The organism is Bradyrhizobium sp. WD16, from assembly GCF_024181725.1.
Taxonomy (GTDB): Bacteria; Pseudomonadota; Alphaproteobacteria; order Rhizobiales; family Xanthobacteraceae; genus Bradyrhizobium_A.
The window spans coordinates 4757259-4771670 of record NZ_CP028908.1; the positions used below are offsets into that span (position 1 = coordinate 4757259).

The following is a 14412-nucleotide window of genomic DNA, read 5'->3' on the forward strand; positions in this document are numbered from 1 at the left end:
CAACCATCGCGATATTCGCTGGCCGTTGTCACAACTTGGCCTGGCTGGATGCCTCTGCGCCCTGTTCAGATTCGTTTCAGGTGGAACTCGCCGGTATTGCTCGACGAGCGGTCACTACGCGGGTGGACGGGACCCCATCCAAATCGCATAGGCGCTCATAGACGGCGCGCGCCGTATGTCGCTCATCTTCGCGTTCATAGGCATCCGCCAGTTCCAGCAGGCTCTTTTGCGCCTCCAATGCTTGCGCCGTACTGGAATGGTCTTCCAACAACATCCAGTACATCTCCATCGCTTGCCGCAGCTGGCCTTCGTGGCGGTAACGGTGCGCCATGGCCAAGAGATGATCGAGGCTCTGGTGGATGGTGTAGGATCGGCGTTCCAGCCAATGGGCCGTGCGCGGTTCGGATTGCTCAAATTGCATAGCGTTCTCCTGCTGATCTGGGCTTTTCTCGAGTCGTCGAAGTCACACCGTCCTGCTTGATCCTAGTGTGGCGTCTCGCGATTGCCTACCGCCTTTGCGGCAAGCCTCTCGTAGGCAATTGCGAGACATAAGCCACACTAGCACTTTGATTTTGCTAGTGTCCTTGTTTCCAGCGTTCGTATAAGCGCCTGTTGCAATGGAATACGAACGTTGGAAACGAGACACTAGGGCTGAGGCCGCCGTTCCGAAGCCCCCGATTGCGCCGCCAGGGCGTCGTCGAAATCGCGCTGTTCGACGCGCAGCGCGCCGATGTCGACCACCGCACCGCTCGCAGTCGGAAAGACGCGGCGGATCGCATTCAGCGCGGCGCGATCGCAGACGAAGCGAACCTCGGCAGCCGACAGTCCATCCGTCAGGTCGGCCAGGGCCGCGACATTGACCCCTTTGTCGACGGGCTTCTTGCGCAGATGGACCCCCAGAATTGCCGCACGGGCATCGCGATCGGGCCGTGAGACCTCCAGGTGAAAATCGAGCCGGCCCGGACGCAGGAGCGCATCATCGATCATGTCGAACCGATTCGTGGCGGCGATCACCCAAACGTCCCTCAGCGCCTCGACACCGTCAAGCTCCGTCAGCAACTGGCTCACGACCCGATCGGTCACCGGGGAGCGGCCGTCCAAGCCGCGCTTCGGCGCCAGGGCATCGACCTCGTCCAGGAAGATGACGCATGGCGCCGCATGACGTGCCCGCGCGAACAGTTCGCGCACGCCCTGCTCCGATTCGCCGACATATTTCGACAACAGCTCGGGGCCTTTTACCGAAATGAAGTTGAGATTGCTCTGCGAAGCGAGTGCCTTCACCAGAAGCGTCTTGCCATTTCCGGGGGGGCCGTAGAGCAGGATGCCGCGCGGCGGCTGCAGCCCGAATTGTTCGAACAGGAGCGGCTGGCTCAACGGCCAGGCGATCGCTTCGCGCAAGGTGGCCTTGATAGGATCAAGGCCGCCGACGTCCTCCCATCGCACGTTCGGGACTTCGACCGAGACTTCGCGCAGCCCCGACGGCGCCACCTCGCTCAATGCCTCTCTGAAGTCGGACATCTTGACCTCCATGGCCATCAGCGCCTCATAGGATACTGGCCCGGAACCCAGCGCCAGCTCCGGCAGTTGACGACGCAGCGCCGCCATGGCGGCCTCGCGGCAAAGCGCATTCAGATCAGCGCCGGTGAATCCGTGCGTCGTCGCAGCCAGATCGGCGAGGTCGACGCCTTCGGCGAGCGGCATGCCGCGAGCATAGATCTCCAAGATCTCGCGCCGGGCATGCTCGTTCGGAATGCCGATGGCGATTTCGCGGTCGAAACGACCGGGCCGCCTCAACGCCGGGTCGATGGAGTTAGGACGGTTCGTCGCCGCCATCACGATGACGTCGCCACGGCTCTTGAGGCCGTCCATCAAGGCGAGAAGCTGTGCAACAACGCGCTTTTCGACCTCGCCTTCGACACGTTCACGCTTGGGCGCGATCGCATCGATCTCATCGAAGAAAATGATGCAGGGCGCCCGCCGCTGGGCGTCTTCGAAAATCTTGCGCAGCCGGGCTTCGCTCTCGCCAACGAATTTCTGCATGATCTCGGGGCCGCTGACGTAGATGAAAGCCGCGGCAGCCTCGTGAGCCACGGCGCGCGCCAACAGGGTCTTGCCGCATCCGGGCAGCCCATGCAGCAGCACCCCTTTTGGCGGGGTCATGCCGAGACGCTCGAATACCTCCGGATGCGTGAGCGGCAGCTCGATCATTTCCCGAATCTTCGCGACCTCCCGCTCCATCCCGCCGAGGTCGTCGTAGGTCACGATGTCCTCGGCCTCGGCTGCCGCCGGGCTCGACGCGCCACGACCGGCATTTTCGACCGCGAGCAAGGTATCCGGGTGGATCATGACCGGCCCGTCAGGTTCGGTCCGGACGACATGGAAATCGCGATGGTTTCCTCCGAACATGGCGATCCGCACGCGATCGCCAGTCTGGACCGCCAGTCCATCAAGCCGGCTCGCGGTATGTTCGATTTCGTCCTCATGCAGGGCCCCGGCGCCCAACGGGGTCACGATCAGGCGTCGGGCGATCGCGTGAGCGACCTTCCGGATCGATGCCTTCTGGCCGAGCGCCACCCCTGCGTTGGTGCGACCGACGCCGTCGAGCTGAATGATCTGTTGCCCTCTCTGTTCCTTGAAGGTCGGCATCGCCTTGGCGACCGTTTTGGTCCGACCTTCGATCTCCAACACGTCGCCGGGCGCGGCGCCGACCTGCCGCAGCGTGTCCGGGTCGATCCGGACGATGCCGCGTCCAACGTCATCGCGCCGCGCCTCGACGACCGTCAGGCGCAACTTGTCGCCATTCTCAGGTGCTTGGTCGGGCATGGCATTCTCCACTTCCGGTCGTTGAACCGTTGCTATTGGCCGCGCACCGCCAGATATTCGACCTTGATGCGCTGAGGTATAAAGTTCGTGACTTTGTGCAGGGCGCCGATGAAGAGGATGCCCGCCTCCTCATCGCGAAGCGTCGCGTCGATCTGCCCGGCGATGAAGCGGTCGCGCGCTTCGAGTAATGCTGCGGCCTGTGCGTCCGTGCGATCCGGCGATTGCAGCAGCTTGTATTCGTCGAGCAACAAGGTCGGCGATTCGGTGCCGACGAGCGTCGCGCCGTCGCGCATCAGGCTCTCCAGCAACTGGTGATTACGACTGCCCTGGGACGCCAGGTCATGCACCAGCTCGATCTCGTGGCCGCAGACAGGCAAGCTGTCCTGGTACAGTTTGGCGCGCTTGAGATCGAGCCCGAGCGTCTTGATCGCAACGGCGATGGCGTGCCAGATCGCGTCGAATTCGGCGGATCGCTCCATCCACTTGCTCTCGCCGTAGCGGGCGACGAAGGCCGCCTTGTAGGCCGGCGCCGCGGAGCCCATTTCCGCCGTGCTGTGAACGACTGGAACGTAGATCAATCGGGCCATCGCGCCAAAATCTCTGCTGACAAGTTCTACTGACAAGAACCGCGCAATCGCGGCTCGCTATGTTTTCTTGGTCAGACGGACTTCGAGAACGCCGTTGCGCAGGCTTAGCTGCGGTGCGGCGGCGAGCACGTCTTCGATGAGCGTTTCCTTGCGATAGAGCCGCTCGCCAGCTTTCGCTTCGAGCAGCAGGATGTCGCCGTCGAGAACGCAGCGAACGTCCTTGCGCTCGACGCCGGGCAATTCGAACAGCAGCACGATCTCGGAGGGCTCGTCGAAGATGTCGGTGACGGGCTCGAGGACTTCGAGCGAGCTCTTCTTCGCTGCCCGTCGCGGCGGCGCTTCCGTGCGTGTTGAGGGGGCCTCGTCGGCGCCCCGCCGCTCCCTCGCGGCTTCGTCGAGGGTGCGTGTTCCGAACGAATATTCCATCACCCGGCCATCCTTCTCGTGCCGGCCGCGGCGCGGGAGCTGGTCGAAATCGGCGAGTACGTTGAACAGGTCGGAAAGCCCCCGCGCGATTTTTGCGAAGCCCGCCGCGCCGGTGATATCGTCATCCTTGTCGTTGCGATCCCTCTTACTCATGAGCCGTACTCCCTCGTTCGAATGGCGCCGCGACGACAGCCCCCAGTGCCTGCTCGATCCGTCCCAATCGCCCGTCCATCGCCTCCAGTGTCGCGGCGTGCGCCGGCGCCAGGCGGTCCTGATGTCCATTGTGATTCCACCAGTCGAGGCCGAGCTCACGAGCCTTATCGACCGAGCAGATCACCAGACGCAGCTGAATTGTCAGGAGCTCGACCTCGACCAGCTTTATCGAGATGTCGCCTGCGACCACGACGCCTTTGTCAAGAATGCGCTCGAGCAGATCGGCGAGGTTCGTGCTCTCGAGCGAGTGGTTCATGGACTGGGGGGAAGGCATGTTTACACCTTTCATAGCGTCCCGTCCGGGACGCCGAGATCGAGGGAGATATCCTTTTCGGTAAAGCCGAACTGCCGTTGCAGGCGCAGGATCTCCTCGGCTTGAGCGAAAAGCGCTGTTCCTACGTTCTCGATCTGCGTGTCGGTAAGCCGGCCGCCCTCCATTCGGCGCACCGCCTGTCGTTCCAGCACCTCATGAAGCAGCTTCACGAGGGTGAGCACGAGCCGGACAAGGCCGTGGGCCGGCGACGCGCCATCGGCGTCGCGGCGAACGTCGGGACCCTGCGGCGGACCGCCGGCGACGCCCCCAAGGATGACGTCGTGGGATCCGTTGTCGCGCAGAGCGGAGGACGTTTCTGATGACGGCGATGGCGGTGGTGGTGAGGCAGGCCCTGCGGGGGTCTGCGGCCGCACCGCCGGCACGGACGGACGCCCCTCCGGCCAGATCGTATCGACCGAGCCCAAGAGCAGCCGTAGGTCGAGGAATAACAGGTCGACATCCGCCAACCCGATCGTCACATTACCTTGCACCGACACGCCACGATGGAGAATCCGGTCAAGCGCTTCTGCCAGCGGGAGGTGGTTTTGCCGCGACGGCGCCAGGCTGGTGCGGCTGGCCTCAGGCACTGGCATCGCCCCTGCCCTCCGAGGCCCCAGCCTTCGAATGCAGACGGTCGAGACGGTCCAGCAACGTCTGTTCACGCGCGTCGAACTCCGCCTCGGTGATCGCGCCGCTGTCGAGCGCGTGGTGGAGCGCGGACAAGTCAGCCATGATCGCCCGTTCGTTAGCCTCCGTCTCTTTCTGAACCGCCTCGTACACCTTCTCCAGAACGAAGAACAGGCCGCGAACCGGCGCCGCCAACAGACTGTCGATGATGATCATGATCTTGTTCTCCGCCTATCGGTGGCGCTGACGGTTGATGTCTCGGTCGCGCGGTTCGCGTCGTACTGGAATGCCTGATGGTCAGGATCGTTCTCAGAACGGAGACGACCCCGCGCAGGGGCACCGCCAACAAATCGTCGATGAGGAACATCCGGTCTTTCTCCGCGATGGCCGTTGGCTTGCACGCGTGCGAGAGCCGGGACATCAGCTATCCGCCTCGAGGATCGAATTGCACGAAATTGTACGGCGGCCAGGGACCGCCAAGTTTGAAGGCGATATCGTCGTCGATCTGCGCCGCCGAAGCATGGATGGCGGCTTCGAATTGATCGAGGCCCGACCGGTCGACCAGCACCGCGAGATTTGCGATCTCCTTTTCGCCCCGAACCGGCAGGGTGATCACTTCGGCGCAACAGGCGCCGACGACGGCCAGGACCTGCGCGGTGCGTGCTTCACGGTAATTGCGCATGGCCTCGTCAAGCATCTGGCCAAGGCGAATCCGGTCGTCGTAGGAAGGAGTCCGGCGACCATTGAACGTTCGCTCGCGCGCTGCCCGCAGCGCCGGCGTCCGTTCAACCAGATAGGCGATCGGGTCCGCGACCTCGAGGCCAAGGCGCAAGCTCATTTCGACTGCACCGGCAATCCGGTGTAACTGTCCCTCGAGCACATCGCGATGGTCATCCAGGAAGGCGCGAAGCTCGTCCTCCGACTCGGCCACGGTGCCGAATGCCATCGGCAACAGGTCGTTCTGTGTGTAGAGGGCGGTGAGCACGCGCTGGCTGGCGGCGATGTGCCGGCGCTCAGCCCGCACTGTCGCGAGCGAACACTCGCTGACGATCGCGCAAACCGAGCCCGCGTCGAGCCTGTAGGCCGGCTGATCGAGGACGCCCTGTAGCGCGGGCAGCTCGCCCACGCTGGCACTTCCGACTGCATAAACGTAAAGGCCCATCTCACAATCTCCCTCCGCCTCGGTCTCCGCCTAAAGGTCTCGCGGTCCAGTGCGGCGTCTCGTCATTTGCCGACGCCTTTGCGGCAGGTCGCTGCAGGCAATCGCGAGACATAAGCCGCACCAGCTGTCTGATATTGCTCGGGTCCCTTGTGTCTCCGAATGACTGTGCCTCAAAATGACGGTGTCTCCGAATGACCGGCCGGGCGTGCGGAAAATCCAGCGGTCATTCGGATACGGAACAGCAGTGCCCGTTTTCCGAAGTTCGTAAATCAGTGCAGCGCCCTGTCGCCCGTCAGCCCTCGCCCGGAGCGAGATGGCTGTAGGATCGGACGGTAAGGTCGAGTTCGAGTTCAATCGAGTACTCCTCCCGTTCGAGAACCTCCTGCGTCAGCGGCAGGCCGAGCATCTTCATTTCGAGGTTCGGCACCAGGACCTCCGCTTCCGCGGACCATCCCTCAGCGCCATGGTCAAGAGGGGCGATCTTGGTGATGCGGATCTCGCGGGCCCCCAGCTCTGTCGCAAGAAACTGCTGCACGGCAGCGCGTGCGGCGGAGACCTTGCCGAATGCCGCCGGTGCGGGCATCGGCATCGGCGCCGGCGATGGTAGTGGCGGAGCCGTTTCCACAGTTGCCGTCCTCTTATGTTGCTTTGCTTGTTCGGTGTGTTCGTTCTTCGGCAGCATTCGATCTATCTCCCTCAATCGAGCGGCTCGGCTGGACGCCCATCGCCCGAGGAACCGCAAACGGTCGAAGCAATAATGCGCTGCGCCTAACCTCAGGTCTCCTCGGACGCCGTGCAGACCTCAGTAGGAAATCCGGAACGTTCGCTTGGCCGGATGTCGTCCGACAGGTGACCTATGTGGCGCTTCGAGCGCATGCGCGCGCGGCGCAGTGCCGTTCAGGTTCGCAAGAGTGTCGGCGATTTCGGCGTCGATCTCGCGAAAGCGTTCTCTGATGACGTCGACACGATCGCGCGCGGTTCGCATTTCCTGGGTTCGCCGCGCGCGCTCGAGCTCGAGAAAGCTGATGCGAAGATAGGCTTTGTGGGCGGGAATTTGGGTATCGGAGCGCCCCGTCAGCGTTCGTAGATTGGCAAGCCCCCTGGACGGCCTTGTATGAACCGACATCGTCATTTTCCTCCTTTGGATCGCAGCGCCGCGCGGCGGTCCGGGCGCTGGTCCGGCGTCGCCGGTGTCGTGGCATCGACATCGCTCGTTTCGAAGCGGCGGAGGAGAAGGTCGACGAAAGCAGACGCGCCTGCGGTATCGCGGCCACCCTTGAGCGCCGCAGGCCTCAGGATGTCCCGGCACGCCGAGCGGAAGATGGGGTTGTGTCCGCTGGCTTCGCCGCCGCGAGCGGCGAGGACGCGAGCAAGAGCGATCGACGCCCGCAAGGTCGGATAATGGGGGTCGGGCCCCTCGGTACGGCACCGTCTGACCAGGTCGACCACCCGCTCGGCACGGCTCCTGTCGATCCCGGACTTGCTGACCGTGATCGCAATCTCCGTGTCGCGGTCGTAATGATCAAGATAGAGTGTAATCATGCGATCGAGCAGCGCGTCCTGAGTGCTGTAAACGCCGGCATACTCCGACGGGTTCGAGGTGAAGATCGCGCGAAAATGCGGATGGACGTTAACGTAACCTTCTCCACGACCGTGCAGTCCGGGGACGTTGAGAACCCCCTCGGACAAGATGCTCAAGAAGGGATTGTTCGCTTCCGGCTTGCTTCGATTGAATTCGTCATAAATGATCGAGTGGCCGAGCCGGCAGGCCGTTGTGATCCGGTTGTCGATCCAGAGCGGCTGCCCGTGCTCTTCCAGCTTGATCACCGAGGAGATGTAGTTGTCGACCACGCGTGACTTGCGATAGCCGCTCTCGCGCCCGATCAGATCCGAACTGCCGAACTCGTGGTCGCCATGGAGCAGGATGGCCGGTCGACCAAGCTGAGCGGCGACATGGAAGGCGAGAGTCGTCTTCCCCGTACCCGCAGGCCCGGAAAAATGGACGGCGTAGCCCGCCTCGAGATAGGCCAGTGCCCGTTCGGTGAGATCCTGAACCGCCGGAGAGGTCACGAACGCATTGCTCGGACCCAACGCGATCGAGCCATCGTCGCCGCCGGCGGAGTCGCCGGCGACCGGATCCAGGCTCGCGATTGCGAGTGCACTCATTTCGAATCTCCTCCGCGAGGATCAGTCGAGCCGCGATGGCCGGTACTGCCGAAGTGACGCCGACCGGATTTTGCGCTTGAGTCCGGCGATTGCGCCGCGGCAGTGTGCGTCGCAGCAGTATGCGCGGCTGCAGTATGCGTCTCGGCGGATGCAGCAGCCGACGCCGGCGGCTCCGTCTGGCTGACGGGCGGCTTCGCCGCAAGCCGATCGCTTCTGGCGGTACGTTCGCTTCCACGCCATATAGCGACGGCGTTGCGGCGATCCGATGCATAGGCAGCAAGACGGCCACGGACAGCAGCGGCGCGATCACGGCCTTCCCTGGCGAAGCCATCGCAGAGGGACGCGACGCCGCTGGTCAACCCCCGCATAAACGCGGCCGCCTTCTCGCGCTGTGCCACCGAAAGCTCGCGGCGGCGCTGCCGAAAGACAACCATTTCGCGCCTGAACCGTGTCAGAAGCACCCTGACCTCGCCGCGCCGTTTGCCAACGATCGCGATAGCATCCCTTTGATATTCGCGCCCTGCCCGGCTGCGTGCCGCCTTCAACCCTTTCAGCAAGGAGTGAACCTCTTCGTGGCGGGCCTTGGTGATCTTCTTGGCCTCCAGCGCGTGCTCGCGAGTTGCCCTGACACGAGTTGCCCGCAGGCTGTCCAGCAACGAGCGAACTTCGCCGTGTCGCCGTCGGGTCAATCCCTTGATCTCGGCCGCCAGTTCACTGCGCTGCCTGCGCGCCGTCGATATTTCAGCCGCCACGCGAGCGGTGCCTTCCGCCACTTTCGCCATGTCTCATGCTCCGTTTTTGACAGACCAGTCGCGACCGGGAGCGCGAGTTGGAATGTTCTCGCCCTCCCGGCAGCAGTCGACGTCGCTTACGCGGGCGCCGCGGCGGAGGCCGTAAGGCCGACCGCTTCGGCGTATTTGAGGTAGGTCTCCACCGACGCGACCACGACGCGAGCTTCGATCGTGATCAACTCGATACCGACCAGTGACACCTTGACCCAGGCATCGATCACGATGCCCTTGTCGAGGATCCGGTCGACGACTTCGGCGAGGCTCGACGAGTCGGTGGCCTTTTGTACACGTGCCATGAAGCTTCTCCTTCTGAAGGTATTGAGTGCTTCCAGAACTTACCGGATCAGGTCAGAACCCTCCGGCCACCGAGTGCATTGCAAACGCGAGGCCAATCGACGGCATCGCAGTCGAAATGAGCTGAAGCGCGTCGTATCAAAGACTTGCTCACATGACGCCATAGCTGGTTCGTCATCCTGTTAAGCCAATGCGGGCGAGCGCACCCGAGCTAAGGGTGGCAATGCCCGTTTCCCATTCCTGTCACCGCAGCCACGACGGCACTGACTTGAAACGGCTTTGCTAGAAAACCATCGATCTCGCAGGCGCGCACTGCCTCCGATATGCGCATGTCGTCCTCGATGTAGTAGCCGGAGATGAGAATGATCCGCATCGCCGGCTGCAGCCGGCGCAGTTCTTCGATCAGCCGCAGGCCGTCCATGTCCGGCAGACGGGCGTCAACGAAGGCGATCGGAAAGGGATGCTCGGTGACGGACGAAATCGCGCGGCGCGCCGAACCAACTGTTGTCACAGCGCAGCCAATACCAACGAGGGCGAGCTCAAGAACCCAACACATGTCCTGGTCGTCATCGACGACGAGGACCGTTTCCGGCACCGGCGGGATCGCGGACGCGGTCAACTCGGGACCCCCTCTTCTATCGCGTCGGCCGTGCCGTCGCCTGAGTCCCGCGCGACGGGAAGGCGCACGACGAAAGTCGTGCCCTTGGGCGACGTACGGACGTCGACGCTGCCGCCGTGCTGGCGCACGATGGAATGCGATACCGACAAGCCGAGCCCCGATCGCCGGCTGTCGGATCGCATCGTGAAGAACGGATCAAAGATCTTGGAGACGTGGGCTTGCGGTATTCCCGGACCTGTGTCGCCGATCTCTATGACGACGGAACCACCATCGCCCCAGCAGCCGATGGTCAGCCGGCCGCCATTGGGCATCGCCTGAAACGCATTCAGGATGAGATTGATGACGACCAGCTCCAGCAGGTTCTGCACCCCTTCGGCGTTGAGGGGCTCAACCGCGCGCTGCAGGTTCCAGTCGACCTCGGTTCCTGCCGCGGCTTCGCCGGATGCGAGCATCAACGCGTTCTTCAGCACATCGACCACGTTGACCGTCGTCGTTTCCTTGATCGGTCCCGGTCGCGCGAAGCGCAGCAGGCTCTCGACGATGAGCGAGGCGCGATCGATGCCCCCGATGACGCGGCCGATGCACTCCTCGAGCAGAGCCGGCGATCTCATCCGGTCCTTCATCAGCTGGGCGGCCGCCGAGCTGACCCCCAATGGATTGCGGATTTCATGGGCGATGCCGCCGATCACCATGCCAAGCGCGGCGAGCTTTTCGCCCTGGCGGATCTGCGCCTCCATGGCCCGCTGCTCGACGAGATTGCGTCCGACAACCACAACGCCGGTAACATCGCCGAGGTGGTCGGTCATTCGCGACAGGCGCCAGGACACCGGTATGCTCTCGCCGTCCCGACATTTCATCGGCCATTCCACCGAACGGCGATCATCGATCTCGGCGATCCTGTGAAAACAGGCTTCGACCTCATTATTCTGCGGCTCGTCAATACGGTCCGCGAACTTGGCGCCGCGCACCTCGACGTCCGAGTAGCCGGTCGATTTCGCGGCTGCCGAGTTCCAGGTCATGACCGCCCCGTTCGGGTCGGTAGAGATAATGAGATCGCCGGCGCTCTCGACGATACTGGCCAGATGCAGTTGCATCCGCCGAACCTCGTCCCCGAGCTGCAGCAGATCGGTCACATCGTCCATGACCAGGATCGCGCCGCGCGAGCCGCCCTGCAGCTGCAGCGGGCAGATACTGTAGGAATAGATCCGCAAGGAAACGCCTGGCGCGCGATAGGTCATCCGCTGGCGATGCAACGTCTTGCCGGTGACGATGACCTCTCGGATTTTCTGGTCCAACGCGGTGTCCTGGAACGCGGCCGGAAAGATGTCGTGCAACCGTCGCCCCAAGGTCGAGCTCAGGCTGGCCCGCGATTTCTCCAAGAAATTATGATTGACCGACACAATGGAAAGGCGCTCGTCGAGTATGAGGATCGACGACGGGATCGTTGCCATGACGGCGTGAAAGAAGCTTTCATAGTCGAGTGGGGTAAGGAGCATGGTATTTCCGTCCCTCTCGCCGCCTAGTGTGGCGTCTCGCAATTGCCTACCGCCTTTGCGGCCAGTCTCTCGTAGGCAATTGCGAGACATAAGCCACACTAGCACTTTGATTTTGCTAGTGTCCTTTATGTCTCCGAATGACCGTGCCAGGGTGAGGCAAACGAAGCGGTAATTCGGAGACAGGACACTAGTTCAACGAATTCAGATTCGGTCGAAAGCTGAACGGGGGCCACGGGCCCGATAACACAAGCGCAAGATTCTGCTGTTTGACGCGGTCGCCAAGCTCCCGGACCTGATCCTGCAGCGCGGCGGCGTCCGTCTTGGCCACAAGCAGAGCATATCTGGCGACGAGTTCGGCGCCGCCGGAATCGGCCACTGCGCCGCTACCAAGTTGGCGAATACCGGCGGTGAGCGGCTCAAGTTGCGGCAGGAGCTGCCGAGCACGCCCGGCAGCCTCGTCGCGGCCGAACGCGAGCAGCGCGCTCCGATCTCGACACAGCTTCATGTAGCGGGCTCCCTTCGACAGCGCCCGCAGGTCGGGCCATGCGCTGCGAGCCAGCTGGTCGAGAATTTCCGGGCTGTCGAACCGCGCGAGCGCGCGCAGGTCCCACTCCTCCTTGCCGGTGACGGCGCGGAGAAAATCGGCGATCGTCCCCTCATGCGCCTGCATGAAGGCACCAAGGCTGTCCAAATTGGTGTAGAGGGTACCGAAAGGTGCGGGAAAGACCGCGGCCGCCTGCATTGCCCATTCCACAAGCTCCGCATGGCGGCGGACGCGTGGCGCGAGCCAGGCGACATCTGCAAAGCGCCGCTCGGCGTCGGCGCCGGAATAGTCGGACAACGGAACGATGCCGATCAGGGCTGCCACCGATCCGACCCGATGCAGCATGAGTCGCTGTTCGCAGACGTCGTCGGGCAGCCGCATGTCGTGCACGGCAGATTCGGCGACGAAGGCGAACAGGCACACCGCCTGGTCGCTCGCCTGATGTCGAGCGTCGGCTCCACCTTGCGGTAACGCCAAATCATGTTCCATCGTTTGCAGGAGCCGTTTGCGCCGCTTCCGCGAGCTTCAACTTCATGCGATATGTCTTGTAGTCGATACCGAGGAGACGAGCCGCCTTGGCCTTGTTGCCGCCGGCCTGATCCAGCGCCGAAATCACCGCATCGCGCTCGACCACGCGGACCTGGCCGCGGACGCGATCGCGTAAGGATGCCGCGTTGGCGGAAAGCGCAACACGAAGGACGCCGCTATCGCCGGGGTGGAGCGCAAGGTTGTCCGGCATGACGGTATCCAAGGCGGTGAGCGCGGCGCGGCGCATGACACTACGTAATTCTCGAACATTTCCCGGCCACGGATAAGCACAGAGCAGATCAAGCGCCGTCGAGGCAATGTCGACGGTCGGCCGTCCGAGGGATTCGCGCGCCTGGTTCAGAAAGCGCTGCGCGAGGTAGGCGACATCCTCGGGCCTGGAGCGCAGCGGCGGAACCGTGATGACGTATTCGGCCAAACGAAAAAACAGGTCCTCGCGGAAGCCGCCGGCATTGGCGCGCTCTCGCAAATCGAAGTTGGTGGCCGCAATGACGCGGACGTCGAGATTGATCAGCTCCGCGCCGCCAACCCTGCGGATGGTGCGGTCCTCAAGCGTCCGCAGGAGTGCCTTTTGACCCGTCGCCGCCAGATTGCCGACCTCGTCTAGGAAGATCGTTCCGCCGTTTGCGGCCTCCTCAAACCAGCCGCGTCGGCGTTGGCTGGCTCCGGTAAAGGCCCCCTTTTCATGACCGAAGAACTCGCTGTCGGTGAGAGTCTCGGCTATGGCGCCACAATCCACGACGACCATCGGACGACTCGCGCGCGGGCCGTGTTCGTGCAGGCTGCGGGCGACCACCTCCTTGCCGGCGCCAGTCTCGCCGTAGATGACGACGGAGTAGTCCGTCGACGCGACGGCTTCGACTTTGCTGATTAGAGCCTGGACGGCGGTACTTTGTCCCATGGCCGCTGTCAGCGCGGCGCTGACTCCGCCGGCGGTCGTGCGTTGGGTGGCTGATCGCAGCGCAACCGCTCGCCGCACCGTTTCGGCAAGGTGGTCATTGCGGAACGGCTTTGTAACGTATTCGAAAGCTCCGTCCCGGATCGCCCCGATCGCTCCGGGGATGGAGCCATGGGCGGTGACAACAATGACTGGCAACCCGGGATCGAGACGCTTGAGGCGTCTCAGCACCTCGTCGCCGTCGAGGTCGGGCATCCGCATGTCCAGCAATACCGCATCCGGTGACCGGCACGCCGCCATTTCAAGGCCAGCCCCGCCGCATTCAGCTTCAGCAACAGCGAACCCGGCGCTCCCCAGGACATTCCGCATTGCCCAGCGCATATCCTGATCGTCGTCAATCAGCAGAACGGTAGCGGAGTGGCGCTTCACAACGGACGCTCCAAAGCAACGATCAGCGCAATCTCTATCACACTGTAAGCCCGACTGGACACGTTTATAGCGCGACTGGACACGTTTGTTTGACAAGGATCAATTGAAGGTTGTCGCGATGCGGCGCGCTATGAAAATTTACCGTCGTTGTTCATCGGATTGTCATCTAATGGTCGACGGCACCGATCGCCGCGCATGATGTTGGTGCGTCGCGCGCGAGTGTTGCTTCGAATCCAGGTTACACCGGATGATCATGGGTAACGGACGATGGGTGAAGGCTCCGATCTTGCTGGTGTCCCTTACGTCCCGAATGCCGTCGTGGCGTCGGGGAAATGAGGCGGTCATTCGGGGACGGAACAACCATTTCGGATCTTTAGCCGGTGGTGAAACGTTCTGCTTGGCGCGTCGAGCAACGCGGAGCAATTTGCTCGCCGTGCCTCTTCGGCTGCAGACGCGAGGCCAGCCCCGGCGCTGTCGC

The 14412-nt window shown here is 63.0% G+C and carries 17 protein-coding genes; 1 reads left to right on the plus strand and 16 read right to left on the minus strand.

Translation table 11 applies throughout. The features are described from left to right. Positions 1 to 76: 76 nt before the first annotated feature. The 9 genes from DB459_RS22005 to DB459_RS22045 all read right to left on the minus strand — a co-directional run bounded on the left by DB459_RS22005 (position 77) and on the right by DB459_RS22045 (position 6833). Positions 77 to 421: a tol-pal system YbgF family protein gene (locus DB459_RS22005; RefSeq protein ID WP_253707789.1), complete on the minus strand. Its 345-nt coding sequence runs from the start codon at positions 419 to 421 to the stop codon at positions 77 to 79. A 224-nt stretch (positions 422 to 645) separates the two neighbouring features. Continuing rightward, positions 646 to 2823 (minus strand): CDC48 family AAA ATPase, encoded by a 2178-nt coding sequence (locus DB459_RS22010; RefSeq protein WP_253707791.1) that lies wholly within the window; start codon positions 2821 to 2823, stop codon positions 646 to 648. A gap of 32 nt (positions 2824 to 2855) precedes the next feature. Beyond that, a complete protein-coding gene (locus tag DB459_RS22015; protein ID WP_253707793.1) occupies positions 2856 to 3365 on the minus strand; it encodes a hypothetical protein in 510 nt (169 codons plus the stop codon). A gap of 102 nt (positions 3366 to 3467) precedes the next feature. Beyond that, positions 3468 to 3989: an Hsp20/alpha crystallin family protein gene (locus DB459_RS22020; protein ID WP_253707795.1), complete on the minus strand. Its 522-nt coding sequence runs from the start codon at positions 3987 to 3989 to the stop codon at positions 3468 to 3470. Continuing rightward, a complete protein-coding gene (locus tag DB459_RS22025; RefSeq protein ID WP_253707797.1) occupies positions 3982 to 4323 on the minus strand; it encodes a gas vesicle protein in 342 nt (113 codons plus the stop codon). The genes DB459_RS22020 and DB459_RS22025 overlap by 8 nt, the downstream gene beginning before the upstream one ends. A gap of 11 nt (positions 4324 to 4334) precedes the next feature. Beyond that, positions 4335 to 4949: a gas vesicle protein K gene (locus DB459_RS22030; RefSeq protein WP_253707798.1), complete on the minus strand. Its 615-nt coding sequence runs from the start codon at positions 4947 to 4949 to the stop codon at positions 4335 to 4337. Beyond that, complete coding sequence (locus tag DB459_RS22035; protein WP_253707800.1) at positions 4942 to 5205, minus strand: gas vesicle protein GvpG; 264 nt, start codon at positions 5203 to 5205, stop codon at positions 4942 to 4944. Before DB459_RS22035 ends, DB459_RS22030 begins: the two co-directional genes overlap by 8 nt. 208 nt (positions 5206 to 5413) lie before the next feature. Continuing rightward, positions 5414 to 6151, minus strand: coding sequence for a GvpL/GvpF family gas vesicle protein (locus DB459_RS22040; RefSeq protein WP_256519220.1), 738 nt, complete (start codon positions 6149 to 6151; stop codon positions 5414 to 5416). A 292-nt stretch (positions 6152 to 6443) separates the two neighbouring features. Continuing rightward, complete coding sequence (locus tag DB459_RS22045) at positions 6444 to 6833, minus strand: hypothetical protein (RefSeq protein ID WP_253707804.1); 390 nt, start codon at positions 6831 to 6833, stop codon at positions 6444 to 6446. Between the two features lie 174 nt (positions 6834 to 7007). Here DB459_RS22045 and DB459_RS22050 point away from each other — a divergent pair, with 174 nt between their 5' ends. Beyond that, positions 7008 to 7238 carry a hypothetical protein gene (locus DB459_RS22050; RefSeq protein WP_253707806.1) on the plus strand — a complete coding sequence of 77 codons (231 nt, stop codon included), beginning with the start codon at positions 7008 to 7010 and terminating at the stop codon, positions 7236 to 7238. Positions 7239 to 7279: 41 nt separating this feature from the next. Here DB459_RS22050 and gvpN read toward each other — a convergent pair whose 3' ends face one another. From gvpN to DB459_RS22085, 7 genes are all read right to left on the minus strand, one after another. Next, positions 7280 to 8317 (minus strand): gas vesicle protein GvpN, encoded by a 1038-nt coding sequence (gene gvpN / locus DB459_RS22055; protein ID WP_253707808.1) that lies wholly within the window; start codon positions 8315 to 8317, stop codon positions 7280 to 7282. Continuing rightward, a complete protein-coding gene (locus DB459_RS22060) occupies positions 8314 to 9099 on the minus strand; it encodes a hypothetical protein (protein WP_253707810.1) in 786 nt (261 codons plus the stop codon). The genes gvpN and DB459_RS22060 overlap by 4 nt, the downstream gene beginning before the upstream one ends. 86 nt (positions 9100 to 9185) lie before the next feature. Continuing rightward, complete coding sequence (gene gvpA, locus DB459_RS22065) at positions 9186 to 9404, minus strand: gas vesicle structural protein GvpA (RefSeq protein ID WP_253707812.1); 219 nt, start codon at positions 9402 to 9404, stop codon at positions 9186 to 9188. 209 nt (positions 9405 to 9613) lie between these two features. Beyond that, positions 9614 to 10021, minus strand: a complete 408-nt coding sequence (locus DB459_RS22070; RefSeq protein ID WP_253707814.1) for a response regulator — start codon at positions 10019 to 10021, stop codon at positions 9614 to 9616. After that, the gene (locus DB459_RS22075; protein WP_253707816.1) at positions 10018 to 11472 is read right to left on the minus strand and encodes a PAS domain-containing sensor histidine kinase; all 1455 of its coding nucleotides are present in this window, start codon (positions 11470 to 11472) and stop codon (positions 10018 to 10020) included. The genes DB459_RS22070 and DB459_RS22075 overlap by 4 nt, the downstream gene beginning before the upstream one ends. A gap of 232 nt (positions 11473 to 11704) precedes the next feature. Further along, positions 11705 to 12550, minus strand: a complete 846-nt coding sequence (locus DB459_RS22080; protein WP_253707818.1) for a GvpL/GvpF family gas vesicle protein — start codon at positions 12548 to 12550, stop codon at positions 11705 to 11707. Next, positions 12540 to 13934: a sigma-54 dependent transcriptional regulator gene (locus DB459_RS22085; protein ID WP_253707820.1), complete on the minus strand. Its 1395-nt coding sequence runs from the start codon at positions 13932 to 13934 to the stop codon at positions 12540 to 12542. Before DB459_RS22085 ends, DB459_RS22080 begins: the two co-directional genes overlap by 11 nt. Between the last annotated feature and the right edge of the window lie 478 nt (positions 13935 to 14412).

Bases quoted from the DNA above. Each gene is read 5' to 3' on its own strand.
- DB459_RS22025 (WP_253707797.1), bottom strand. From the start codon at position 4,323: ATGCCTTCCCCCCAGTCCATGAACCACTCGCTCGAGAGCACGAACCTC.
- DB459_RS22005 (WP_253707789.1), bottom strand. From the start codon at position 421: ATGCAATTTGAGCAATCCGAACCGCGCACGGCCCATTGGCTGGAACGC.
- DB459_RS22080 (WP_253707818.1), bottom strand. From the start codon at position 12,550: ATGGAACATGATTTGGCGTTACCGCAAGGTGGAGCCGACGCTCGACAT.
- DB459_RS22035 (WP_253707800.1), bottom strand. From the start codon at position 5,205: ATGATCATCATCGACAGTCTGTTGGCGGCGCCGGTTCGCGGCCTGTTC.
- gvpN (WP_253707808.1), bottom strand. From the start codon at position 8,317: ATGAGTGCACTCGCAATCGCGAGCCTGGATCCGGTCGCCGGCGACTCC.
- DB459_RS22015 (WP_253707793.1), bottom strand. From the start codon at position 3,365: ATGGGCTCCGCGGCGCCGGCCTACAAGGCGGCCTTCGTCGCCCGCTAC.
- DB459_RS22040 (WP_256519220.1), bottom strand. From the start codon at position 6,151: ATGGGCCTTTACGTTTATGCAGTCGGAAGTGCCAGCGTGGGCGAGCTG.
- DB459_RS22075 (WP_253707816.1), bottom strand. From the start codon at position 11,472: ATGGCAACGATCCCGTCGTCGATCCTCATACTCGACGAGCGCCTTTCC.
- DB459_RS22020 (WP_253707795.1), bottom strand. From the start codon at position 3,989: ATGAGTAAGAGGGATCGCAACGACAAGGATGACGATATCACCGGCGCG.
- DB459_RS22045 (WP_253707804.1), bottom strand. From the start codon at position 6,833: ATGCTGCCGAAGAACGAACACACCGAACAAGCAAAGCAACATAAGAGG.
- DB459_RS22060 (WP_253707810.1), bottom strand. From the start codon at position 9,099: ATGGCGAAAGTGGCGGAAGGCACCGCTCGCGTGGCGGCTGAAATATCG.
- gvpA (WP_253707812.1), bottom strand. From the start codon at position 9,404: ATGGCACGTGTACAAAAGGCCACCGACTCGTCGAGCCTCGCCGAAGTC.
- DB459_RS22050 (WP_253707806.1), top strand. From the start codon at position 7,008: ATGTGGCGCTTCGAGCGCATGCGCGCGCGGCGCAGTGCCGTTCAGGTT.
- DB459_RS22010 (WP_253707791.1), bottom strand. From the start codon at position 2,823: ATGCCCGACCAAGCACCTGAGAATGGCGACAAGTTGCGCCTGACGGTC.